23 protein-coding genes, 2 tRNA genes and 4 pseudogenes are annotated in these 24,314 nt (G+C 35.8%); 28 read left to right on the forward strand and 1 reads right to left on the reverse strand.

Annotation, left to right across the window (positions count from 1 at the left end; translation table 11 throughout):
• Nucleotides 1-132 precede the first annotated feature (132 nt).
• The 24 genes and pseudogenes from veg (at nucleotide 133) to LC087_RS14105 (ending at nucleotide 18,842) form a co-directional block, all read left to right on the forward strand.
• A complete protein-coding gene (veg, locus tag LC087_RS13995) occupies nucleotides 133-390 on the forward strand; it encodes a biofilm formation stimulator Veg (RefSeq protein WP_226541931.1) in 258 nt (85 codons plus the stop codon).
• Nucleotides 391-586: 196 nt separating this feature from the next.
• Nucleotides 587-747: pseudogene (locus LC087_RS14000) on the forward strand (protein sspF).
• Between the two features lie 188 nt (nucleotides 748-935).
• Nucleotides 936-1,795 (forward strand): annotated as a pseudogene (gene ispE, locus LC087_RS14005) (4-(cytidine 5'-diphospho)-2-C-methyl-D-erythritol kinase).
• A 68-nt stretch (nucleotides 1,796-1,863) separates the two neighbouring features.
• Entirely contained in the window at nucleotides 1,864-2,688 is an 825-nt protein-coding gene (gene purR, locus LC087_RS14010; protein ID WP_226541934.1) for a pur operon repressor, read from the forward strand.
• A 49-nt stretch (nucleotides 2,689-2,737) separates the two neighbouring features.
• Nucleotides 2,738-3,115: a RidA family protein gene (locus LC087_RS14015; RefSeq protein ID WP_226541936.1), complete on the forward strand. Its 378-nt coding sequence runs from the start codon at nucleotides 2,738-2,740 to the stop codon at nucleotides 3,113-3,115.
• Nucleotides 3,116-3,673: 558 nt separating this feature from the next.
• Nucleotides 3,674-3,964 (forward strand): septation regulator SpoVG, encoded by a 291-nt coding sequence (spoVG, locus tag LC087_RS14020; RefSeq protein ID WP_226541938.1) that lies wholly within the window; start codon nucleotides 3,674-3,676, stop codon nucleotides 3,962-3,964.
• A gap of 176 nt (nucleotides 3,965-4,140) precedes the next feature.
• The gene (gene glmU / locus LC087_RS14025; protein WP_226541940.1) at nucleotides 4,141-5,499 is read left to right on the forward strand and encodes a bifunctional UDP-N-acetylglucosamine diphosphorylase/glucosamine-1-phosphate N-acetyltransferase GlmU; all 1,359 of its coding nucleotides are present in this window, start codon (nucleotides 4,141-4,143) and stop codon (nucleotides 5,497-5,499) included.
• Nucleotides 5,500-5,538: 39 nt separating this feature from the next.
• A complete protein-coding gene (locus LC087_RS14030; protein ID WP_226541942.1) occupies nucleotides 5,539-6,495 on the forward strand; it encodes a ribose-phosphate diphosphokinase in 957 nt (318 codons plus the stop codon).
• Nucleotides 6,496-6,627: 132 nt separating this feature from the next.
• Nucleotides 6,628-7,254, forward strand: coding sequence for a 50S ribosomal protein L25/general stress protein Ctc (locus LC087_RS14035; RefSeq protein WP_226541944.1), 627 nt, complete (start codon nucleotides 6,628-6,630; stop codon nucleotides 7,252-7,254).
• 441 nt (nucleotides 7,255-7,695) lie between these two features.
• A complete protein-coding gene (gene pth / locus LC087_RS14040; protein WP_226541946.1) occupies nucleotides 7,696-8,253 on the forward strand; it encodes an aminoacyl-tRNA hydrolase in 558 nt (185 codons plus the stop codon).
• Nucleotides 8,254-8,359: 106 nt separating this feature from the next.
• Nucleotides 8,360-8,590: an anti-sigma-F factor Fin gene (locus LC087_RS14045; protein ID WP_226541948.1), complete on the forward strand. Its 231-nt coding sequence runs from the start codon at nucleotides 8,360-8,362 to the stop codon at nucleotides 8,588-8,590.
• Between the two features lie 180 nt (nucleotides 8,591-8,770).
• Nucleotides 8,771-12,294, forward strand: a pseudogene (gene mfd / locus LC087_RS14050) (transcription-repair coupling factor).
• A 234-nt stretch (nucleotides 12,295-12,528) separates the two neighbouring features.
• A complete protein-coding gene (spoVT, locus tag LC087_RS14055) occupies nucleotides 12,529-13,065 on the forward strand; it encodes a stage V sporulation protein T (protein ID WP_226541953.1) in 537 nt (178 codons plus the stop codon).
• 127 nt (nucleotides 13,066-13,192) lie between these two features.
• Nucleotides 13,193-13,786, forward strand: coding sequence for an oligosaccharide flippase family protein (locus LC087_RS14060; protein ID WP_306019660.1), 594 nt, complete (start codon nucleotides 13,193-13,195; stop codon nucleotides 13,784-13,786).
• Nucleotides 13,787-13,935: 149 nt separating this feature from the next.
• Nucleotides 13,936-14,409 (forward strand): MATE family efflux transporter, encoded by a 474-nt coding sequence (locus tag LC087_RS14065; protein WP_306019661.1) that lies wholly within the window; start codon nucleotides 13,936-13,938, stop codon nucleotides 14,407-14,409.
• The gene (locus LC087_RS14070; protein ID WP_306019662.1) at nucleotides 14,393-14,791 is read left to right on the forward strand and encodes a polysaccharide biosynthesis C-terminal domain-containing protein; all 399 of its coding nucleotides are present in this window, start codon (nucleotides 14,393-14,395) and stop codon (nucleotides 14,789-14,791) included. Before LC087_RS14065 ends, LC087_RS14070 begins: the two co-directional genes overlap by 17 nt.
• Nucleotides 14,788-16,258 (forward strand): annotated as a pseudogene (gene mazG, locus LC087_RS14075) (nucleoside triphosphate pyrophosphohydrolase). Before LC087_RS14070 ends, mazG begins: the two are co-directional and overlap by 4 nt.
• Before the next feature lie 2 nt (nucleotides 16,259-16,260).
• Entirely contained in the window at nucleotides 16,261-16,515 is a 255-nt protein-coding gene (locus tag LC087_RS14080) for an RNA-binding S4 domain-containing protein (RefSeq protein WP_226541960.1), read from the forward strand.
• Between the two features lie 87 nt (nucleotides 16,516-16,602).
• A complete protein-coding gene (yabP, locus tag LC087_RS14085; RefSeq protein ID WP_226541962.1) occupies nucleotides 16,603-16,908 on the forward strand; it encodes a sporulation protein YabP in 306 nt (101 codons plus the stop codon).
• The gene (gene yabQ, locus LC087_RS19750; protein WP_371932604.1) at nucleotides 16,905-17,153 is read left to right on the forward strand and encodes a spore cortex biosynthesis protein YabQ; all 249 of its coding nucleotides are present in this window, start codon (nucleotides 16,905-16,907) and stop codon (nucleotides 17,151-17,153) included. The genes yabP and yabQ overlap by 4 nt, the downstream gene beginning before the upstream one ends.
• A gap of 405 nt (nucleotides 17,154-17,558) precedes the next feature.
• Complete coding sequence (locus LC087_RS14090) at nucleotides 17,559-17,936, forward strand: FtsB family cell division protein (RefSeq protein ID WP_226541964.1); 378 nt, start codon at nucleotides 17,559-17,561, stop codon at nucleotides 17,934-17,936.
• A gap of 94 nt (nucleotides 17,937-18,030) precedes the next feature.
• Nucleotides 18,031-18,447: a S1 domain-containing RNA-binding protein gene (locus LC087_RS14095; RefSeq protein WP_226541965.1), complete on the forward strand. Its 417-nt coding sequence runs from the start codon at nucleotides 18,031-18,033 to the stop codon at nucleotides 18,445-18,447.
• 232 nt (nucleotides 18,448-18,679) lie between these two features.
• Nucleotides 18,680-18,753: transfer RNA gene (locus tag LC087_RS14100), tRNA-Met, on the forward strand.
• 17 nt (nucleotides 18,754-18,770) lie between these two features.
• Nucleotides 18,771-18,842: transfer RNA gene (locus LC087_RS14105), tRNA-Glu, on the forward strand.
• A gap of 409 nt (nucleotides 18,843-19,251) precedes the next feature.
• On the opposite strand, the gene LC087_RS14110 is transcribed toward LC087_RS14105, so the two are convergent.
• Complete coding sequence (locus tag LC087_RS14110; protein ID WP_226541966.1) at nucleotides 19,252-19,395, reverse strand: hypothetical protein; 144 nt, start codon at nucleotides 19,393-19,395, stop codon at nucleotides 19,252-19,254.
• A 611-nt stretch (nucleotides 19,396-20,006) separates the two neighbouring features.
• Between LC087_RS14110 and LC087_RS14115 the strand changes: the two genes are divergently transcribed.
• From LC087_RS14115 to LC087_RS14130, 4 genes are all read left to right on the forward strand, one after another.
• Complete coding sequence (locus LC087_RS14115; protein ID WP_306019663.1) at nucleotides 20,007-20,690, forward strand: hypothetical protein; 684 nt, start codon at nucleotides 20,007-20,009, stop codon at nucleotides 20,688-20,690.
• Entirely contained in the window at nucleotides 20,675-22,489 is a 1,815-nt protein-coding gene (spoIIE, locus tag LC087_RS14120; RefSeq protein WP_306019664.1) for a stage II sporulation protein E, read from the forward strand. The genes LC087_RS14115 and spoIIE overlap by 16 nt, the downstream gene beginning before the upstream one ends.
• A 93-nt stretch (nucleotides 22,490-22,582) precedes the next feature.
• Complete coding sequence (locus LC087_RS14125) at nucleotides 22,583-23,323, forward strand: VWA domain-containing protein (RefSeq protein WP_371932605.1); 741 nt, start codon at nucleotides 22,583-22,585, stop codon at nucleotides 23,321-23,323.
• On the forward strand, nucleotides 23,304-24,266 hold the full coding sequence (locus tag LC087_RS14130; RefSeq protein WP_226541969.1) for a protein kinase domain-containing protein: 963 nt from the start codon (nucleotides 23,304-23,306) through the stop codon (nucleotides 24,264-24,266). The genes LC087_RS14125 and LC087_RS14130 overlap by 20 nt, the downstream gene beginning before the upstream one ends.
• Nucleotides 24,267-24,314 lie beyond the last annotated feature (48 nt).

Here is a 24,314-nt window from a genome sequence, read left to right on the forward strand (position 1 = left end):
TTAGATGAGAATAATGAAGAATTTTGTAGGATTAAATTTATTGACATAGTGGTGTTGTGTTGATAGAATTTAAAGTTTGTTTGACTTTTATTTAGTTAAGGTTTATAATGGAAGATATGAGAGGTGGATGCAATGGCGAAAACTTTAATTGATATTAAACAATCTCTAGATTTAAATCTGGGTAAACGTTTAACCTTAAAGGCCAATGGTGGTAGAAGAAAGACTGTAGAACGTTGTGGAGTCCTAGCCGAAACATACCCATCTGTATTTGTGATTGAATTAGATCAACAGGAAAATTCTTTTGAAAGAGTATCATATAGTTATGCCGATGTATTAACAGAAACGGTAGAAATAACCTTTGATGATAGTGCATTGCTAGCAGGGCAGTAGACAATTGTTTGCTGCTTTTTATTTTGGTTAAAAATGACCGTTTTGTATGCCAATTTTCCTTTTTAGGTGCTGATATGCCTGATGTGGAAAGAAAGGTATAGAATGAATTGAATCTATTCTTGGAAAAACTATAAGTGTCGTGATGATCACGCGCATCCCAATATGAGGAGGATACGACATGGCAAGAAAAGGTGTAATGTCGGATCAATTTAAATGAGCTTGCGAAAGAATTTAGGCTTTTACGATACAGTGAAAAACGAAGGCTGGGGAGCAATAAGAGCGAAAGATGCGGGCAATATGGTTAAACTAGCTATTCAAAAAGCCGAACAGCAAATAACTCAAAATAATAAGGGATAAAGCTGTATTCATGACAACTCTTAATTAATACGGGGCTGACTATTTATTAGTCAGTCTTTTTCGTTTTAAGAGGTTGTTCAAAAAGTCCTACGATGAACGGGCGCATCCGCTTTTCTTCTACGTAATGCATCTCTGTTTGTGTTACAATGTGAATACAATTTTAAGAACGTTAAGTAGGTGAAAGAAAGTTGAGAATCTTAGAAAAAGCACCAGCTAAAATCAATTTGTCATTAGATGTACTTCATAAACGTGCTGATGGTTTTCATGAAGTTGAAATGGTCATGACAACAGTGGATTTAGCTGATCGAATAGAATTAAGGACCTTAGATGCGGATGAGGTCAAAATTGTATCACAGAGTCGTTATGTTCCAATGACCAACGTAATTTAGCTTATAAAGCAGCAGAACTTATGAAAGTCACTTATGGTATTAAAAAGGGTGTTGCCATATCAATTACGAAATCTATACCTGTAGCCGCTGGTTTAGCTGGTGGAAGTAGTGACGCTGCTGCAACATTAAGGGGTTTAAATAGACTTTGGAATCTTAATTTGTCGTTAAAGGAATTGGCAGAATTAGGTGCGAAAATTGGCTCTGATGTTTCTTTCTGTGTTTACGGAGGTACTGCATTAGCAAAAGGTAGAGGGGAAGTTATACAACATTTACCTTCCCCTCCATGTTGCTGGGTTATTTTAGCTAAACCATCTATTGGTGTCTCCACATCGGAAGTGTATAAGAAGTTTTCGCTAGATCATGTTTCTCACCCTAATACGATTGAAATGATCAAGGCATTGGAAAATAAAAGCTATGAAGGTATTTGCGAAAACTTAGGAAATGTATTAGAAAATGTAACCTTGAATCTACATCCAGAAGTAGCTGCAATAAAAGAGAAGATGAAAAAGTTTGGTGCAGATGCTGTTCTTATGAGTGGGAGCGGGCCTACGGTTTTCGGTCTTGTACAGTTAGAATCAAAGATAACTCGAATTTACAATGGACTGAGAGGCTTCTGTGATGATGTCTTTGCTGTTCGAATACTTGGGGATCGGTCATAACTTGAAATGATACGTATATTCATTTATATTTGGAATAAAATATACGGTTTTTATGGAGGTTTAACTAAATGAAGTTTAGAAGAAGTGGAAGGTTAGTGGATTTGACGAATTATCTATTAAACCATCCACAAGAATCCGTCCCATTGACATTTTTTTCTGAGCGCTATCAGTCTGCAAAATCATCCATAAGTGAAGATTTAGCCATTATTAAGCAAACATTTCAACAACAAGGAATAGGAACATTAATTACAGCATCTGGAGCAGCTGGTGGAGTTAAATTTATTCCTAAAGTTGAACGAGAAGAAGCAGAAGAAATGATTCGTGATTTATGTGAATTAATGGAGGATCGAGAAAGAATACTTCCAGGCGGATATCTGTATTTAATGGACATCATTGGGAGACCGGATCTAATAAAAAAAATAGGAAGATTGTTCGCTTCTGTTTACGCTGATAAGGGAATTGATTATGTGGTAACAGTAGCCACTAAAGGTATTCCGATTGCTTACGCTGTAGCAGAATTATTAAACGTTCCTGTTGTTGTGGTGAGAAGGGATAGTAAAATAACGGAGGGGTCTACGGTTAGTATTAATTACCTTTCGGGATCCTCTAAACGCATTCAAACAATGTTGTTGTCAAAGAGAAGCTTAAAAGAACACGCTAATGTACTGATCATTGATGACTTCATGAAGGCCGGTGGAACGATTAATGGCATGAACAGCTTATTAGAAGAATTTCAAGCAGAGGTAGTTGGTATAGGTGTTTTAATGGAAGTAATTGCTGATGAGGAACGGTTAGTAGATGATTATGTATCTTTATTAAAGCTTGAATACCTTGATAGTAAAAAGAGCAGTATTCGTGTAAATCAAGGTAATTATTTTCTGAATTTAGCTTAAGATTAGCTTCTTTTTTTGGAAGAAGGCAAATTGATGAGGAGTGGTAAAAATGGAAATGATTAATACGAGTAAAGCGCCAGCTGCAATTGGTCCATATTCACAAGGGGTTATCGTCAATAATTTATTTTTCAGCTCTGGTCAAATTGCCTTAGCTTCAGAAGGGAATTTACTGGACGGGGATGTCATTGAACAAACTCATCAAGTTTTTAAAAATATTCAAGCAGTTCTAGAGGAAGCAGGAAGTTCGCTCCAATCTGTTATCAAAACAACGGTCTATTTAAAAGATATGAACAGTTTTAATGCTGTAAACAACGTTTATGGAGAGTATTTTGAAAATCATAAGCCAGCAAGATCATGTGTAGAAGTAGCAAGACTGCCAAAGGATGTTGAAATAGAAATAGAAGTGATAGCGTCAGTTATAAAATAGGGTGTATTAACCTTGTCTTTACATAGAAAGTGCTTTCATATTTGTTAGTTCCAATGCTCAATCCTTGCTCTGGTCAAACATGCGCTTCCGCTTTTCTATTGTCTAGCTCCATCGCCTAGCGACTGGTGATGCTTCCGATGCACAGGAGGTGCTAGCATCATCTTTGCCCACAGGACGTGGGCGATCTTAGATGATGTTCCACTTCCTTATGATAAGTCAACGGAGACGCCTCCAGGATGGAGGTGGGTCTACGTTAGCCACAGGACGTGGCTGAACTTAGTTGACGTTCCTTTTAATATGCATCGCTAACCGTGCGCTTCCGCTTTTCTTAATCATCTAATTACAGTAATCCCTTTTTCTTCAAAAGTTTTTTCGAAGGTTTGCAGGAAAAGAGAAACATTCGTTGAATAGTTGTATTAAGAACTTTCATTCAAAAAGAAAATCGACAAGAAGACGGAACGAAACATCTAGGGAAAAGTTTTAAGGTGTTATCTATTTTAGACTTCTTGTTGCATCTTTTTGAACAACCTCTATAGTAGGGAAAAGGTGGTGAACAGATTGGAAGTAACAGATGTGAGATTACGCCGTGTAAATACAGATGGCCGCATGAGAGCGATTGCTTCTATTACCTTAGATGGTGAGTTTGTTGTTCATGACATTCGCGTCATTGATGGTAATAACGGTCTATTTGTTGCAATGCCAAGTAAGCGTACACCGGATGGTGAGTTCAGAGACATTGCGCACCCTATTAATTCAAATACACGAGGAAAGATTCAAGACGCTGTTTTAGCAGAGTTCCATCGTGTAGGTGAGTTAGAGGTTGATTTTCAAGAAGCAGGTGCTTCATAATTCGGGATAAAAAGAGCTTTGATAAAGCTCTTTTTTTTATTAGTCTTTTTTAACAAACTAAACCTTTGTGCTTAGGCAGTTTGTTATAATAATAACATGGAGTAAACTGATCCTTGAAATATCATAGTTAATGATATATATTTTGTATGGACAAAAAGGATATTGGAGGCCTTTAAATGGAGAATCGTTTTGCGGTGGTATTAGCTGCCGGACAAGGGACAAGAATGAAATCTAGTTTATATAAAGTGCTTCATCCGGTTTGTGAAAAACCTATGGTGGAACATGTCATTGATCAAGTTCAAAAGTTAAATCTTGAAATAATTGTAACAGTCGTTGGTCATGGTGCTGACCAGGTTAAACAACAACTGAAAAATAAATCGCAATTTTCCTTGCAAAATGAGCAACTAGGAACGGCACATGCGGTCATGCAAACAAGCGAGTTTCTTAAAGGGAAAAAAGGAACAACTATTGTGTTATGTGGGGATACACCCTTAATTACAGCTGAAACGATTAGCCAATTGATTGGGCTGCATGAAAAAACAAAAGCAAAGGCTACGGTTTTAACTGCTATTGCGAAAGACCCGACAGGATATGGTAGAATTATTAGAGATAACGAAGGTAATGTAGGGAAAATTGTTGAACATAAAGATGCCAATGAAGAAGAGTTAAAGGTTAGTGAAATTAATACAGGAACTTATTGTTTTGATAATGAAGTATTGTTCGACACTTTAACAAAAGTGAAAAATGATAATGCACAAGGAGAATATTATTTACCAGATGTAATAGAAATCTTATTTAAAAGTAATGAGAAAGTCTCTGCATTTGCAACGAACAACTTTGAAGAGACTTTAGGTGTAAACGATCGAGTGGCATTGTCTCAAGCAGAAAAGTATATGAAAGACCGAATCAATCGTAAACATATGAAAAATGGTGTAACAATCATTGACCCTAATCAAACGTATATCTCAGACTCAGTAGAAGTTGGGAAAGATACGGTTATATATCCAGGGACAATCATTAAAGGTCAAACAAGTATAGGTGAAGGTTGCCAAGTAGGCCCAAACTCAGAAATAGCCAATTCAACAATCGGAAACGGGACGGTTATAAAACAATCGGTCGTTCATGAAAGTGAAATTAAAGATCAGGCTGTTATTGGACCGTTTGCTCATATTAGACCGTCTTCATTTATTGACAAAAATGTAAAGATTGGGAATTTTGTAGAAGTAAAAAAATCAGACATAGGCAGCGATAGCAAAGTGTCTCATTTAAGCTATATCGGTGATGCTGAAGTTGGAACGAACGTCAATATAGGATGTGGTACAATAACTGTTAATTACGATGGAAAGGCGAAACACCTCACTAAGATTGAAGACGATGCATTTATTGGCTGTAACTCAAACTTAATTGCTCCTGTTAAAATTGGCAATAAATCAACTGTTGCAGCTGGGTCGACGATAACAGAAGATGTGCCAGCTAATTCTTTATCTATCGCTCGATCACGTCAAATGAATAAACTCGATTACAATAAAAAATAGATGACTCATGATAAAACCGTTACAGGAGGCTCTTCTTTTATGACTAGTACACATTATCAAGACTCAAATCTAAAGATATTTTCCTTGAATTCTAATTCACCTTTAGCTGCGGAAATAGCAGAAGTAGTTGGCGTGAAGTTAGGAGAATGCTCAGTTACTCGTTTTAGTGATGGAGAAATACAAATCAACATCGAAGAAAGTATTCGAGGTTGTGATGTTTATGTTGTTCAGTCTACAAGTGCACCAGTAAACGAACACATTATGGAACTTCTTATTATGATTGATGCACTAAAAAGAGCTTCTGCAAAGACAATTAACATTGTTATGCCTTATTATGGGTACGCTCGTCAAGATAGAAAGGCGAGAGCTAGAGAACCAATTACAGCCAAGTTAGTTGCCAACCTCCTAGAAACAGCAGGAGCAACGAGAGTCATTACTCTAGACCTTCACGCTCCACAAATTCAAGGATTCTTTGATATTTTGATTGATCATTTAATGGGTGTCCCAATTCTTGCAGACTATTTTGAGGAAAAACAGCTAGAAGATTTGGTTATTGTCTCACCTGATCATGGAGGTGTAACGAGAGCTAGGAAGTTAGCTGATCGTTTAAAGGCCCCGATTGCTATTATTGATAAGCGCAGACCTAGACCTAATGTTTCTGAAGTCATGAATATCGTAGGTAATATTGAAGGGAAAACAGCGATATTAATTGATGACATTATTGATACAGCTGGAACAATTACCTTAGCTGCAAACGCATTAATTGAAAATGGAGCCAAAGAAGTTTATGCTTGTTGTACACACCCTGTTTTATCTGGACCTGCTATTGAACGAATTAAAAGTTCAAAAATTAAAGAACTTGTTGTAACAAACACAATTTCTTTACCAGAAGATAAAAAAACAGAAGAAGTAAAGCAACTTTCGGTTGGTCCACTAATAGGGGAAGCTATTATACGAGTGCATGAAGAGTTGTCAGTCAGTACTTTGTTTGATTAATGTTTAATCTCCTCTCTTGTAGGGAACATTGATAGAAATTAAGAAAATAGACAAGGAGATTAACACATCCATGTTTCAACACACTTGATTAAAATTAATGATCTACGGTAAAAAGAAGGGAGAATGGTAAACGTGTCAGTAGTATTAGAAGTTGAAGCTCGAGAAACGTATACAAATTCCTCAAGAAGAAAATTAAGAGAAGGCGGTAGAATTCCTGCTATCGTTTATGGGAGTAAAATTAAAAGTTACCCTATCTCAGTCGATAGTATTGAGTTAGTTAAGGTTATTCGTGACCAAGGCAGGAACGGGGTTCTTGATTTATCTTTAAACGGAACAAAGCATTCTGTAATGGTTTATGATTTACAATTGGATCCTTTAAAGAATGAGATTATTCATGTTGATTTTTGTGCTGTGGATATGAAGTCAGAAATTGAAGTTGAAGTGCCTGTCGTGTTAGAAGGGACTTCTCAAGGTGAAAAAGATGGTGGAGTCATGCAACAAGTATTACACCATTTAACTGTTCTTGCTAAACCCGATGATATCCCACAATCGATCGATATCGACATATCTAACTTACATGTTAATGATACGATGCATGTGGAGGATCTGAATAACGCTCGTAGTTATAAAATTGTTAATGATGGGGAAGAGGTCATAATAAGTATTCTCCCTCCAAGACAAGAATTAGAGATCAGCACTGGTGAGGAGCAAGAACCTGGTGAACCTGAGGTAATTGAAGGAAGAGAAACGAAAGAATAGTTAGGTAATTTAACATACCTCAACGTTACTATAAGTGCGAGTTCAAAAAGTAGGGGAAAAAGAGCCGAGAAGAACGAGGCGGTTTGCTTAATGAACACAGGCTAAGTACAGCCACGTCGCGAGAGCAACGCCTGCGCTAGCCCGTCCTGGGCGTCGAAGCACTCGCAGTGTACGTACAGGTGGAGGATCACAGGCTAAGAGCAACCACATCGTGTGGTTAACGCCTGCGCTAGCACCTCGTGTGCATCGAAGGAGCGGAAAAGCAAACCAACAAAGTTATTCGACAGCAATTTTTTATGACTTTTTGAACAATCTCTATAAGGGTGACGTTGGGGTTTCATATGATTATATATCTGTATTCCTTTGAACAAGGTGAAGGTAGTTGATCTTTTTAGGTAGCCACCAAACATATAGTTCTTTTATATAAAGGGGAAAAATAGAATGAAATTAATCGTTGGGTTAGGAAATCCGGGTAAACAATATGAAACTACAAGGCATAATGTTGGCTTTATGGTGGTGGATGAACTAGCTTCATCATTAAATGTAGATTTAACGTTAACAAAGTTCAATGGCATTTATGCTAGTGCTCTTATAGAAGGGGAGAAGGTTTTTTTACTTAAGCCTTTGACATATATGAACCTTTCTGGAGATTGTGTAGTTCCTTTTATGAATTATTTTAATATTCAGGAAGATGAACTGGTCGTTATTTACGATGATTTAGATTTACCTGTTGGGAAGATAAGGTTAAGGAAAAAAGGAAGTGCTGGTGGACATAATGGAATGAAGTCCATCATTCAGCACTTAGGAAGTCAAACCTTTAATAGGATTAGGATTGGGATCGATAGACCTCCATTAGGTATGAGAGTACCTGATTATGTATTAAAAAGCTTTTCTCAAGATGAAACACCTATGATCACTGATAGTATTAAAAAGTCTAAGGAAGCCTGTGAAAGATGGATCGCAAAACCTTTTTCAGAAGTCATGAATGAGTTTAATTAAAAATATATCTTCAAAAATGAACGCTTATAAATTTATTATGCTGGGAATAGATTATAGAAAGTTCGTTCATACTACATAACAAAACATTCATTAGGAGGACACGTTGTTGTCTATACAATATGTTTGTCGTCATTGTGGTATGGAAATGGCTAAAATAAATGAATCAGTACTAGACAGTTGGCGTTTAGGGTTTGATATACTTTCCACTGAGGAGAGGGAAGAAATGGTTAACTATGAGGATAACGGTAATATTTTCGTTAAAGCTATTTGCGAAGATTGCCAAGAAGCATTAGATCGAAATCCAAGTTACCACGAGTTAGATTCTTTTATTCAATAGTTAGTAAGCTTTGGTTTGCATATATGGATTATGCCTACCCAAAGCATTTTTCTGTTTTAGAGGTTGTTTATTTATATAAGATAAAACGTTTCATTGAGGGAAGGTCAAGCAACTAAGTTGTTTGGCTTACTTATCATTACATAGACTTATTTTGTTTTAGGATGTAGGAGGGACTTTAAGTTGGAAAATATAAAGCAACTGTTCTCAGAACAAGAGGATATCACGTCAATTTTAAGTGGTATTGACGCTGGTTTAAAGGAACAGATGGTTGCAGGAATATCGGGATCGGCTCGTTCTTTGTTAATGGCCGCTATTCATGATGAAAAAGCAACGATTGTAGTTACCCATAATCTGTTTCAAGCTCAAAAAGTGTACGAAGATTTAGCGAATCTTATTGGTGATCAAGCATATTTATATCCTGTAAATGATTTGATTGAGTCTGAGATTGCTGTTGCGAGCCCAGAGCTAATGGCTCAGCGTATTGAAGTATTGAATAAGCTTAGTGCAGGAGAACAAATCACGATTGTAGCACCTATAGCTGCATTAAGGCGAATTTTACCGCCAAAAGAAAAATGGGTCAAGCGTCAAATAAATATAGAAGTGGGAGTGGATATTGAACTAGACACCTTTTTGTCACAGTTAGTCTCAATGGGGTATGAACGAGTTGGTATGGTGGCTTCTCCTGGTGACTTTAGTGTTAGAGGAGGAATATTGGATTTATATCCTTTAACAGAAGAAAACCCCATAAGAATTGAACTATTTGATACAGAAGTTGATTCTATTCGTTATTTCAATTTGGAAAATCAACTTTCTAATCAAATGCTTCAGTCAATATCAATTGGACCTGCAAAAGAGAACATCATCCTAGAATCAGATCTATTAAAAGGGATTCACAAAATAGAAGAGGGCCTTGGTGCATCTTTAAAAAAAGATAAAGAACAAACAACAAAAAGAACAAATGGTAGAAAATATTCAGCAGCAAATAAGTAAGCTTAAGCAAGGTGATACAAGCACAGATGCTTTCAAATACTTATCTTACTTTTATGATTCTTCTGCTAGTTTGCTAGATTATTTAAGAGAAGATGCTGTTATTATCTTCGACGAAATTAGTCGGATTCATGAAATGGTCGACCATTTGGAAAAAGAAGAGGCAGAATGGTACACGAGCTTATTAGAAGAAGGGCAAATCATCCATGATGTAAAGCTGTCTCATTCCTATCATGAGCTAATTCAGCAAAATTTTAAACCTATAATATATCTCTCTTTATTTTTACGTCACGTTCCTTATACTAACCCTCAAAATATACTTAATTTTACATGTAGACAAATGCAACATTTCCATGGGCAAATGGATATTTTGAAAACAGAATTAGAAAGGTGGAAGAAAGCTAATTTTTCGATTATCTTTTTGGCGCCAAATAAGGATCGAAAGAAAAGGTTAGAGGAACTTTTAGGAGATTATGATATTGTTGCTAATCCGCTTAAACATCAAGAACTCATTCAGCCTGGAGCAAATTTTATTATTGAAGGAGATCTACAAACAGGCTTTGAGTTATCGATGCAAAAAATAGCGGTTATTACAGAATCGGAGCTCTTTAAAAAGAGAGTAAAAAAACGCCCGAACCGGCAAAAATTATCTAACGCTGAAAGAATCAAGAGCTATTCCGAATTATCTGTTGGAGATTATGTAGTTCATATTAACCATGGGATTGGAAAGTTTTTAGGTGTAGAAACGTTAGAAATAAACAATGTGCATAAAGATTATTTGAACATTCGCTATCAAGGTAGCGATAAATTATATGTCCCTGTAGATCAAATTGATCAAGTCCAAAAGTATGTAGGTTCTGAAGGAAAGGAACCGAAGATTTATAAATTGGGCGGTAATGACTGGAAGAAAGTTAAGCGGAAGGTTGAGTCTTCTGTCCAAGATATAGCGGACGATTTAATTAAACTATATGCTGAAAGAGAAGCAAGTAAAGGGTATGCTTTTTCACCAGATGGAGAGATGCAAAGAGACTTTGAATCCGCATTTCCATATCGAGAAACGGATGATCAATTAAGGTCGATCCATGAAATAAAAGTAGATATGGAAAAAGAACGGCCGATGGATCGACTTTTATGTGGGGATGTGGGGTATGGAAAAACAGAGGTTGCGATTAGAGCTGCATTTAAAGCGATTGCCGACCATAAGCAAGTCGCCTTCCTTGTACCAACAACGATTTTGGCTCAACAACATTTTGAAACAATTAGAGAAAGGTTTCAAGATTACCCAATCAATATAGGGTTGTTATCGCGTTTTCGAACGAGAAAAGAACAGAACGAAACGATTAAAGGTCTTAATAATGGAACGGTTGATATTGTGATCGGAACCCATAGGTTGCTTTCAAAAGATATACAATATAAAGATATTGGTTTGCTGATTATTGATGAAGAGCAAAGGTTTGGCGTCACACATAAAGAGAAAATAAAGAAACTGAAGGCAAACGTAGATGTCCTAACATTAACCGCAACGCCAATTCCGAGAACTCTTCACATGTCCATGTTAGGTGTGAGAGACTTATCGGTAATCGAAACACCTCCAGAAAATCGTTTCCCTGTTCAAACGTATGTGATGGAGTATAACGGCAACTTAGTAAAAGAAGCGATTGAACGAGAACTTTCACGCGATGGTCAAGTTTATTTTCTTTACAATAGAGTAGAGGACATAGAACGTAAAGCAGAAGAGATATCTGTATTAGTACCTGATGCTAAAGTTGTTTATGCTCATGGTCAAATGTCTGAAAATGAGTTGGAGTCTGTCATGTTAAGCTTCTTAAATGGAGAGGCAGACGTTTTAGTAAGTACCACAATTATTGAAACAGGTGTAGATATTCCGAACGTCAATACGTTGATTGTATATGATGGAGACCGGATGGGATTATCTCAACTTTATCAATTAAGGGGACGTGTAGGTCGGTCTAACCGCGTGGCTTATGCTTATTTCACATATCGTAAAGATAAAGTGTTGACAGAGGTTGCAGAAAAAAGGCTCCAAGCTATAAAAAGAATTCACCGAGCTAGGCTCGGGTTTTAAAATTGCCATGAGAGATTTGTCCATAAGAGGTGCTGGTAATATTTTAGGAGCCCAGCAGCATGGCTTTATTGATTCTGTTGGATTTGATCTTTACTCTCAAATGCTTAAAGAAGCAATCGAAAGTCGTAAAGATCCGAAAAATGTTAAGAAAACGTTCACTGTAGAACTCGATTTTGATATTGATGCTTATATTCCAGAAACCTATATCGAGGATAGTAAACAAAAAATTGATATGTATAAACGTTTTCGCTCAATTGAATCTTTAAAAGAAGTTGAAGAGCTTCAAGAAGAAATCATCGATCGATTTGGTGAATACCCACAAGAAGTGGAATTGTTATTTATGATCGCTCAAATAAAAGTATTGGCAAGTCAAGAAAAAGTTGAACAAATAAAACAAGTGAAAGATGAAATAACTCTCTTATTGGCTGAAGAATCAAGTGCTCAAATTGATGGGCGTAAACTCTTTGATTTAACGAATGACTACGGCAGGATGATAGGATTAGGCATGGATAACGCAAAAATAAAGATGACCTTAAATATTAAAAAGAGAAAACCAAAAGAATGGGTGGAAATCCTTCGTAAGTTATTGAACGGTCTTTCAGCCGCTAAGAAGGAAGAAGTATCAGCATAGGAGTTTAGCTTAGATAAAAATAAGTTTAAGATGAACATTTACCAAAAATTAACCTTAATATTGTATATAATACATCTCTTTTGTCTAAAATGGGATAACTTCTAAAAAAAATCACGGAATACTGTATATTACCTATATAGTGAAGGATACTAATTGCAACATTGGTGATTGTATCAATTTGATTATTGGACAATCCCAAGACTATACCTAAAGATGAAAGAGAGGCAACATAGAATGAAAGCAACTGGTATCGTTCGCCGTATTGATGATTTAGGTCGAGTAGTTATTCCAAAGGAAATTAGAAGAACCTTACGTATTCGTGAAGGAGATCCATTAGAAATATTTGTTGATCGAGATGGAGAAGTTATTTTGAAAAAGTATTCACCTATTAGTGAACTGGGTGATTTTGCTAAAGAGTATGCAGAGGCTTTATATGATAGTTTAGGTCACCCTGTCTTTATTTGTGATCGTGACACCTTTGTTGCTGTAGCAGGCTTATCGAAAAAGGATTACTTAGGAAAAAGCATTAGCGATATGTTAGAACGAGTGATGGAGGAACGTTCTTCAGCTTTACAAGTAAATAAACAGAGTGCTGAATTTTTAGATGGACATATAGAGGATGTAAAGTCTTACACGTTAGCTCCAATAATAGCAAACGGGGATCCGATTGGAGCGGTTGTCATTATCTGCAAAGAAGATAATTTAGGTGATGTTGAACAGAAAGCAGTTGAGACTGCGGGAAGTTTTCTTGCAAAACAAATGGAACAATAAATAGTTGTAAAATTCAAGATAAATAAAAGTTGGGCAAGTTTAGAGTGAGGGGCTACCTCCTTGAGCTAGGCCCTTTTTGTGTTATACTTACGTTTAGATTTAGATGGATAAGTAGGTGTATTTTTGGATGCGTCAAAAGAAGAGAGAGTCGTCACAGAAGATCATAACTGGCGCAGTTGTTTTAACTCTTTCAGGAATTTTTGTTAAAATATTAAGTGCGGCATACAGAGTGCCATTCCAGAACATCGTTGGGGATATCGGGTTTTATATATATCAGCAAGTTTATCCTTTCTATGGAATGGCGATTTTACTAGGTACATCTGCTTTTCCTGTTATTATCTCTAAATTGATAGCAGAATCAGAAAAAGATCCTTTACATACAAAGAGAGATATTATCATTGTTTCATTTATTTTCCAATTAATGGTTGGCCTAGGAATATTTCTTCTTTTGTACTTGGGGGCAGGTTGGATTGCTGAGCTAATGGGAGATCGTCAATTAGAACCATTAATGAAAGTTGTTTCAATTTCTTTTTTAATTACGCCTTTTATTTCCTGTATTAGAGGGTTTTATCAAGGGATAGGGGAGATGATTCCCACCGCTTTATCGCAAGTTGTAGAACAGTTCATTCGAGTGGTTTTCATTTTAGCCGTTTCCACTTATATGGTTGCTCGTGGTTTTTCTCTTTATGATGCAGCCGCAGGTGCTTTGTTTGCTCATTAATTGGGGGCTTCGCGGCATTTTTCGTCTTACTTCTTTTTTGGAAACGTTCTTCTATTTCAATAAAAGACAATATGAAACGTCCATCTGATTGGAGAGGAATTTTTCGAAAACTCATACGTTATAGTGTTACATTTAGTGTGACGAGTATGATGTTAATCTTTATTCAACTAGTGGATTCCTTCACCTTATATTCCTCTATGATTGATTTTGGAATGAACCAGGATGCAGCAAAAGAATTGAAGGGTGTGTATGATCGAGGTCAGCCTTTATTGCAATTGGGTACGGTATTATCTACTTCTTTATCCTTAACGTTAGTTCCTTTGATTGCACGAGCTGTTTATAAAGGAGATAAACAATTTATAAGAGATAGCATACATAATACATTAAAAACGAGTATCGTGATCAGTATCGCAGCGACGATTGGGTTAATGGCGATCATGGAGTCTACTAATATTATGTTATTTAGAAATAATAGAGGTACCGACGTACTCACGATTTTTTGTTTATCGATCTTTTTTACAGGTATCTCCATGACTGTAACAGGAATATTGCAAGGGTTAGGGGGAAACGAAATGGCCGGCTGTAAATATCTTAATAGGAATTGCTGTGAAGCTTTTCTTTAATTATTTGCTCGTGCCTTCTCTCGATATTAAGGGAGCAGCAATTGCAACTGTATTGGCATTTATGATCATCACCCTTTTAAATATAGCTTTACTTATGAAGAAAAAGTTGATTATGATCGAATGGAAACCACTTGTTATGACGCTTTTTTCAGTAGGGATTATGTACGTCGTTATTAAATTTTATCATACCGGATTTGAATGGATATATCCATTTTCACAAAGATGGACTGAGACGATGAAAGCCATGTCTTCAGTTTTTATTGGAGGGACCGTTTATATTGTTTTAGTCTTTCGAACTAACGTATATTCTGAAAAGGAAAAAGAAAACTTACCCGTTATAAAAAAATGGAGAACTAAAAAAGATAGGGGATACAAAGGATGAAAAAGATTCATGTAATCGGGCTAGGATCAGGAGATTTAGTTGATTTGCCATTAGGAATTTATCGATTACTACTTTCTGGTTTACCTGTCTATTTAAGAACCGAAGAGCATCCTGTAATCGAACAACTTAAAAATGAAGAGAAATCCTTTAACTTCCATTCATATGATCATAAATATGAAGAGTGCAGTGATTTTGAAGAAGTGTATCAACAAATTGTGAATTCATTAGTAGAAAAAGCGCAGGATAATGAAATAATTTATGGAGTTCCAGGGCACCCATTAGTAGCGGAAAAAACGGTGAAGGTTTTGCTTGAAGAAGCGAAGGAGAACAGGGTGAATGTTGAAATTGTAGGTGGACATTCGTTTATTGATTCCATTTTTACATCTTTAAAAATTGATCCAATTGATGGCTTTCAATTATTGGATAGTAGTGATCTACAGAATCAAACATTAAACTTTCAAGGTCACATCATCATTGGTCAAGTTTATGATCAACTTAGTTCTTCAAATGTCAAATTATCGTTAATGGAACAACTGCCGGATGAATATGAAATCTATATCGTTACGGCTGCAGGAACGACAAATGAAGAGATTAAGAAGACCAAACTTTATGAACTTGATCGAAACATGAATGTAAGTAATTTAACGAGTGTTTATATTCCACCTGTAAATCAAGATGAACCCATGTATCACCGCTTTGAAGTCTTGCAATCAATAATTGCAAAACTAAGGGGACCGGATGGTTGCCCGTGGGATCAAAAACAAACGCATGAATCATTAAAAAAAATACTTAATTGAAGAGTGCTACGAACTGTTAGATGCAATCGATCAAGCTGATATTGATCATATCATTGAGGAACTAGGGGATGTTTTACTACAGGTCATGCTACATGCACAAATAGGTGAAGATGAAGGTTATTTTTCAATTTCGGATGTTATTCAATCTATTTCTGAAAAGATGGTTCGACGTCATCCGCACGTATTTGGAGAAAAATCGGTTTCATCGGTTGATGAAGTGATGAGTAATTGGCATGAGATTAAAAAAAGTGAAGGGAAAGAGGATCATTCTTCACTACTTTTCTCAGTTGCTAAAACGTTACCTGCACTTTCAAAAGCATACCATTATCAAAGAAAAGCAGCAAAAGTAGGCTTTGATTGGGAAAATAAAGAAGATATAATAGGGAAAGTAGAAGAAGAGTTAGCTGAATTTAAACAAGAAATTATAATAGGGAACCAGATGTTATCAATTGAAGAATTTGGTGATCTTTTATTCGCAATTGTGAATGTAGGACGTCATTATGGGATAGAACCTGAAGAAGCATTGAACATGACCAATCATAAATTTTTTAGACGGTTTTCTTATATCGAGAAAAAAGCTTCAAAGGATAGCAAGTCACTTGAGGAAATGAGTCTCAAGGAGATGGATTGTTATTGGGAAGAAGCGAAGACGATCGAGGGGGAAGAATAAAAATGAGATTAGATAAATTTTTAAAAGTCTCAAGGTTAATTAAGCGTCGTACTCTAGCAAAAGAAGTGGCTGACCAAGGACGTATTTTAATTAATGGCCAGGAAGCAAAAGCGAGTACACAAGTGAAAATAGGCGATCAACTAGAGATTCAATTTGGCCAAAAGAAAGTTACGATAAAGGTGGAAGATTTAAAAGACACAACGAAGAAAGAAGAAGCAGCAAATCTATATACAATCGTGAAAGAAGTTAAAATTTAGTTGTAGTTAAGAGGGCTTGTTCTAATTCATTCGTAGAATACATATAGATGTATTAAATAAGTATTCTACGAATGTGAGGGATTAAGAATGAGTTCTTATTATGATATGAATCCATCCCAAAAACCTGTCACGCCAGAACATGATGTAGTAATGAAAAACCGCAGGCTCCTTGATATTACAGGCGTTAAACAAGTGGAGAGTTTTGATAACGAGGAGTTTTTACTTGAAACGGTGATGGGGGTTCTCGTTATTAGAGGACAAGACCTACAAATGAAAAACCTTGATGTTGAAAAAGGCCTTGTGTCTATTAAAGGAAAAGTGTTTGATATTCAATATTTAGACGATCAACAAATGGAGAAAGCTAAAGGGCTTTTTAGCAAGCTGTTCAAATGACCTTATCTGTGCAGTTTTATACGATCATAGGAATGGTACTAGTAGGCATTTGGTTAGGATTAATACTAGATACATATGGGCACTTATTAAACAGGTCAATGATATCAAGGTGGGTTGTTTTTTTTTATGACTTGCTTTTTTGGGTTCTACAAGGACTCATCATTTTTTACGTATTATTACTTATCAACGAGGGAGAAGTTAGGTTATACATCTCTTGCCTTATTATGTGGATTTGCTACTTATAGAGCTTTGTTTCAGACCATTTACATGAAATGTTTAAAAAAAAGTAATCTCTGTTGTAGTGTCTACTGTTATGACCTTTAAAAAGTTGACCATACTGTTAATTATCAGACCTTCTATCAATATTTTTCAGCTTTGTTTGACCATCATAACCGCTGTTGGATTGTTTCTATGGAAAATAATAAGAACTTGTTTGATTTTACTACTAAAGTTGTGTAAGATTTTATTAACGCCACTTTATTGGGTCTTTATGCCTATTTTAAATAGGATCCCTCTTCCTATAAAACAATTAATAATAAAAAAGAAAGATTATTTAACAGGATTTTCCGATCTAATCAAGAATATGATAAAGAATAGACGCAATTGACTGTACTGTATATATCTTAAAATAAAGAAATGGAGGATAAAGAATGAGTGCTGCTAGAGATGAAAAGATAAAACAATTGCAGTCTCAATATGCTTCAGAACGAGAAAAAAGTCAGAAACTTAATAAGAAAAAGAAAAAAGGCTTAATTCGTAGGCTGACCCTTCTGAGTTTAGTAGCTATTATTACGTTCACGGTCATAAGTACAACGCTGATAAGGCAATCAATTTCAATTGATAAACAAGAAGAAAAAAAGAGAGAGTTAAATGATAAACTAGAACAATTGGTTACCGAGGAAGAAAAGCTAAACCAACAAATTGAAAATTTAAATGATGATGAATACATTGAGAAATTGGCTAAAGATGTGTTTAAAGTGTCAAGAGACGGAGAAATTCTGTTAAATTCCAATAAACAAGGGGAATAGCTTTGTTGACACTTTATTTTTAGTTTAGGTATAATAAAACTGATTGTATTTCATATTCATTCGTTTATTGATTTTAAGGAGGAGCATTTTTTTTATGTCCATTGAAGTAGGCAGTAAGCTACAAGGAAAGGTTACCGGCATCACGAACTTTGGCGCCTTTGTTGAATTACCAGGTGGATCTACTGGGCTTGTTCATATTAGTGAGGTAGCAGACAATTTTGTTAAAGATATTAACGAGCATTTAAAAGTTGGCGACGAAGTTGAAGTAAAAGTGATTAATGTAGAGAAAGATGGAAAAATTGGTCTGTCTATTAAAAAAGCTAAAGATCGACCAGAGCGTCCACAACGTAATTCCGATTTTCGTAAGAAAGATCGAAAAAAAGAATACCGTCCACCAGAAAGCTTTGAACAAAAAATGAGTCGTTTTCTAAAGGACAGTGAAGATCGACTATCTACACTTAAGCGTCATAATGAATCGAGACGTGGTGGCCGCGGAGCTAAAAGAGGTTAAATGTACTTCTGCTTTTATATAAATTAATTTGCTACGATAGATTGATAAAGCACCTATGTATGCTAGGTGTTTTTTTGTTTTTTTGAGGGGTGTGTTTAAGAATTACCTCAAATTTAACCCTCCTTCACTATATGAAGTATTCTCTTGTAGAGTTCTAATTAAAAAAGTTTTAGCAAAAAGTTATTGACGTAAATTAAGATTGTATGTATTATAGAACATGTGCTTAATTTGAGGCGGTGTAGCTCAGCTGGCTAGAGCGTACGGTTCATACCCGTGAGGTCGGGGGTTCGATCCCCTCCGCCGCTATTTAAACTGAATATAAAGGCCCGTTGGTCAAGCGGTTAAGACACCGCCCTTTCACGGCGGTAACACGGGTTCGAATCCCGTACGGGTCATACATAAAAAAACGTGTAGAAATACACGTTTTTTTGTTGCGTTTTCACGGTCTCCAAAAGAAGTCTCTATCTGCAAGAAAGTGAATGATAGATCTCATTGATAAGGTGGAGGTTGTCAGGGCTGGTTCAGTCCAGAGTACCGTTCAAAGAGATGAGAGATACTTGAGAAGATCCTTATTATACCAATAGCTAAATGACGAGTAGTTTACATTTACTGTTTCGACACCTCTACATAAACAACCTGGTAAGAAGTGTCTCCTATAATTAATGGAGCAATAATGGATGATTACTGTTGGCAATCTTTGATACTACCCTTTATTGACTAATGTCTAAGTTTCTAACTCTGTGACTGATAAATAAATGATATAATTATCGCTATTTAAATTGACTCGTTTTTTCTATGCTATTTTCACTTTTCATTCTCTAAATCGTTTATTCTTATTTCAAGTTCCTTCACTTTTTTAGCATTAGTGAATGCCGTTGTAAAAGCAATTAAGCCAAAAGTGATAGCACTTATACTGAAGGAAAATCCAATAATCGCGAAAACCTCCATAATAATTCACCTCCCTGAACTACTATTACTCTGAATATTTTATTAGGTTCCTATTTTAACTTTAACTATTACAGATATTAAGTAAATTAAAAGATTAAGTTTCAGTCTTAGTAAATATCTAATTTTAGGTTTTTTCTTCTTCAAAAAAACATGACTTTATGATTAGATCATCAAACTTGTCCATGTATTTTCAGCATCGTAATATCTAGATTAGTGTGCAAAGCTATATGGAGATCTTCGTTTATTCAATTCAAATTGAAAGGTTTGTTTATATTGACTTTCAAAACCTAAAACTTATAATAACATAATTATCCAAAATTTAGTATAGGCTATACTTGTCCATCAAAAGGTAAAAAACAAATTCATCAAATTTTTAAAAGGGTTTTCAAGCAAACACACATGTAATATTGACAGTACACTTACAAAAACGAAGGGAGGGTTCGATAAAAACCTCGTTTACTTCTAAAAAATATGTCTCATCTCTATTGAGAACTGTCGTATAAAACATAAATAGTCGAAAGATTTTAAAAATTAAAGAGCCGTTTTGACAAAAATTTCTTAATCCTTTCGATATAATTGCCACTAACGACTCTAGTAATGGAGGGATTAGGATGGAAAGAGTTAATAGAACGTTATGGGTTTATGGTGCTGTTATGGTGGGAATGAATCATTTGCAAGTAAGAGTGATGACCTTTTTAAAAGTGCTCAAGGCAAGGCTCTATTCAATCTTTTTTTTCAAAGGACTTATTTTTAGTGTGATCGGTTTTTTGCTTGGACGAGCTTTGATCTTAACCGAACTTTCCCCGTTTTCATTGTCTTTCTTTGCAACCACCTTTTTAATGAAAAGAGAAAGGGCATTACTTGTTGCTTTTTCGTTAATCGCAGGAGCGTTAACAGTTGAACCAGAATTATCTATAGTACTAATAGCCTCAATGCTTCTTTTTCTATTCTTCTTTAAATTATTGGCCTTCATTTATGACGATTCATACAAAACACTTCCCGTAATGGTGGGTCTCTCCCTTTTTCTATCAAGAATTAGCTTTACATGGACTATGCAGCAAGAACTAGTGCCCTATGATTATTTTTTAGCTACTGTTGAAGCAGGATTAGGTTTAATATTGACCCTCATATTTTTGCAATGTATTCCTTTGATTACAACGCAAAACAATCGCTATACGTACAAGGTTGAAGAAATTATATGTTTTATGATTTTACTTGCATCTATATTAACCGGGTTGATTGGTTTAAATATAAATGGGGTTCAAGCTGAATTTGTCGCATGGCGAAGTATGTAGTTTTGTTTTTTGCTTTCATTGGTGGTGCTAGTATTGGCTGCACAGTTGGAATTGTGATTGGTTTAATCTTAAGTTTAGCCAATGTTGATAACTTAACTTACATGAGCTCTTTAGCTTTTTCAGGGTTACTCGGAGGATTACTTAAAGAAGCGAATAAATTCGCGGCAGGGCTTGGGTTATTAGGAGGGTCACTATTAATCTCTTTGTACGGTCAAGGCTCACAAGATATTTATAGCACAATAATTGAAACGGTTATCGCGATCGCTATCTTTCTCATTACTCCGAAAAGTTTTTATGAAAAGTTAGCTAAACACATCCCAGGGACAAATGAGCATGCGCTAGAGCAACAGCAATATGTAAGGAAAATCCGTGATGCAACGGCAAACCGAGTCAATCAGTTCTCTCAATTGTTTCAAGTGTTATCGGAAAGCTTTTCAACTTTTCATTCGAATAGTAAACAAGATGACAACGGTGAAACAGACTTGTTTTTAAGTAAAGTCACTGAACAATCATGTCAATCATGTTTTAAGAAACAATGGTGTTGGGCAAAGAACTTTGATACAACCTATGATCTTATGAGCGATATTATGAGAAATAAATTGGATGAAACCTATAAAAATAATAATAACCTAAAACGAAGGTTTGAAAACCACTGTACGAGAGTGAGTAAAGTGGAAAAAGCGATTGATAAGGAAATTCATTTTTATAAGGCGAATGAACAATATAAAAGACAGCTTATAGAAAGTAGAAAAGTTGTTTCTCAACAATTACTTGGGGTCTCAAAAGTGATGGAAGACTTCTCGAATGAAATAAAAAAAGAGAGGCAACAGCATTTCCTGCAGGAAGATATGATTATGGAAGCGCTCACGAGTTTTGGTGTTGAAATTAATCATATTGAAATATTTAGTTTAAAAAAAGGAAGCGTTGATATAGAGATGACTGTTCCATATTGTCAAGGTACAGGAGAGTGTGAAAAGATTATTGCTCCTATGTTATCAGACATATTGGAGGAAAACGTCATTGTGAAAAGTGAACAATGTGCAAGTAATAGAGATGGACAATGTCAAGTCGCCTTCCGTTCCGCCAAAAACTTTAAGGTAGATATTGGGGTTGCACATGCAGCTAAAGGAGGAGGTTTAGTCTCTGGGGATAGCTATGCAACGATCGAAATCGGTGACGGGAAATTTGCGGTTGCGATCAGTGATGGAATGGGAAATGGGGAAAGGGCTCATATTGAAAGTAAAGAAACCTTATATTTATTGAAAGAACTTCTTCAATCAGGAATTGATGAAGAGATTGCCATTAAGACGGTGAATTCGATTTTATCGTTACGGACAACAGAAGAGATTTTTTCAACTTTAGATTTAGTCATTATAGATTTGCAAAAAGCGAATTGTAAGTTTCTTAAGATTGGTTCTTCTCCTAGTTTTATTAAACGTCAAAATCATATCAAAGGGGTGAAAGCAAGCAACTTGCCGATTGGAATTATAGAAGATGTGGAAGTCGAGGTAGTGGAAGAGGAGCTTAAGGCAGGAGACATCTTAATCATGATGAGTGATGGTATCTTCGAGGGTCCTAAATATGTGGAGAATCATGAAGTATGGATGAAAAGGAAAATTAGGGAACTGCAAACGGAACACCCACAAGAAGTGGCAGATGTGATTATGGAAGATGTTATCAGAACAAAGAACGGAAGAATTGATGATGACATGACCGTTGTCGTCGTTCAAATTGAGCATAATAACCCTCTTTGGGCTTCTATCCCTGTTTCTAGTGTCAAAAAACAAAAAATAGGGTGATATTGAGGCAAGTGTATAGATCGTTTCTATCATGTCAATGATGCTAACAGTAGTTGTATTTTGAGCAAAACGAAAATACAGGAGGATAGCATGATGGAAACGGGAACGTTAAAGCAAATTTTATTAATTACAGATGGTTGTTCGAATCAAGGAGAAGATCCTATTGCAATGGCATCATTAGCTCGAGAACATGGGATTACAGTAAATGTTATAGGTGTCGTCGATCGAGATACAATAGATCCAAAAGCTACTAGAGAAATAGAAGGAATTGCAACGGCAGGTGGTGGTGTCCATCAAATCGTTTACAAGCAGTCCCTCTCACAAACGGTTCAAATGGTCACTAGACAAGCAATGACTCAAACGATACAAGGAGTTGTTAATAAAGAACTTCAACAAATCTTAGGAAATCAATCAACACTTGAAGAGCTTCCCCCAGATAAAAGAGGAGAGGTCATGGATGTGGTGGACGAGCTTGGTGAAAAATCGGACTTAGCTTTGTTAGTGTTGGTTGATACTAGCGCGAGTATGACATCGAAGCTCCCGACGGTGAAGGAGTCTTTAATTGATTTATCGATCAGCCTGAATTCAAGGTTAGGAAATAATCAGTTTTCTATCGCATTGTTTCCAGGAAAAAGAAATCAGGTTGAAAATGTCCTATCATGGACGACTAAGCTAGAGTCATTATCCGCTATTTTTTCGAAAATAAAAATGGCTGGAATTACTCCAACAGGTCCTGCGATTAAAGAAGCTATTCAATACATGCAAACGTATCAATCATCTAGAAAAAATTTATTGATGCATGAAGATGAATTTTATGATGAATCGAATATGTAAACTGCCACGAGGATCTACAATAACTGGTAAATGGCATAAGGGATCGTACATCATCTTGAAGTCTTTAGGTCACGGTGCTAATGGGACCGTTTATCTTTGTCAATCTGGTAGTAGTAAAGTGGCCTTAAAGATCAGCGAAAATAATCATACCATTACTTCTGAAGTCAATGTACTTCGAAAACTAATGAAGGTCCAGAGTGCGTCTCTAGGACCTTATTTAGTAGATGTCGATGACTGGATTCAACCTCAAACAAAAAAAAGATATTTTTTTTATGCAATGGAATATATTGAAGGTAGTCAGTTTATTACGTTTTTAGAGGCAAATGGGCTAGAATGGACAGATATTTTAGTTTTACAGTTGCTGAGAAGTTTAGGAACTCTTCATAGTATGGGCTGGGTGTTTGGAGATTTGAAGCCTGACAATCTTATTGTTAGTTCTCGTTCGTATCGTATTCGTTGTATAGATTTAGGAGGAACGACTTTACTAGGAAGATCAATAAAGGAGTTTACGGAATTTTTTGATCGGGGATATTGGGATCTTGGAACACGAAAGGCAGAGCCTTCTTACGACCTTTTTTCCGTATCTATGATTTATGTGAATGTTGTTTATAAACAGAGATTTCAAAAGGTAGAAGGGAATAATTTTCATCGTTTAAAAGCCATGATTGAGGGTCATCCATTTTTGCAAAAAAGAAAAACCTTTTTATTACGTTCTCTTGAAGGAAATTACTTATCAGTTGAAGAAATGAAACATGATATCCTTGCTTTCCAATCAAGTCAATTCACAACTAATCAAAATAAGAAGAAGACTAAGCCTACTACCGTTCATTCAAGAGTGAAAAGGCGAAAGAAAAAAAAGTGGGGACTGATATTTGAATCTTTTTTGCTAGCCGCTATTGTTGGACTCTTATATGTTGGTTACGTCTTTCATCAATTGTTATAATGGTTCGAGTAGTATTGTATATAGAAATCAATAACAAGGAGCCAAAGA

It is taken from the genome of Bacillus carboniphilus (genome assembly GCF_020524035.2).
GTDB lineage: Bacteria > Bacillota > Bacilli > Bacillales > JAIVKR01 > Bacillus_CC.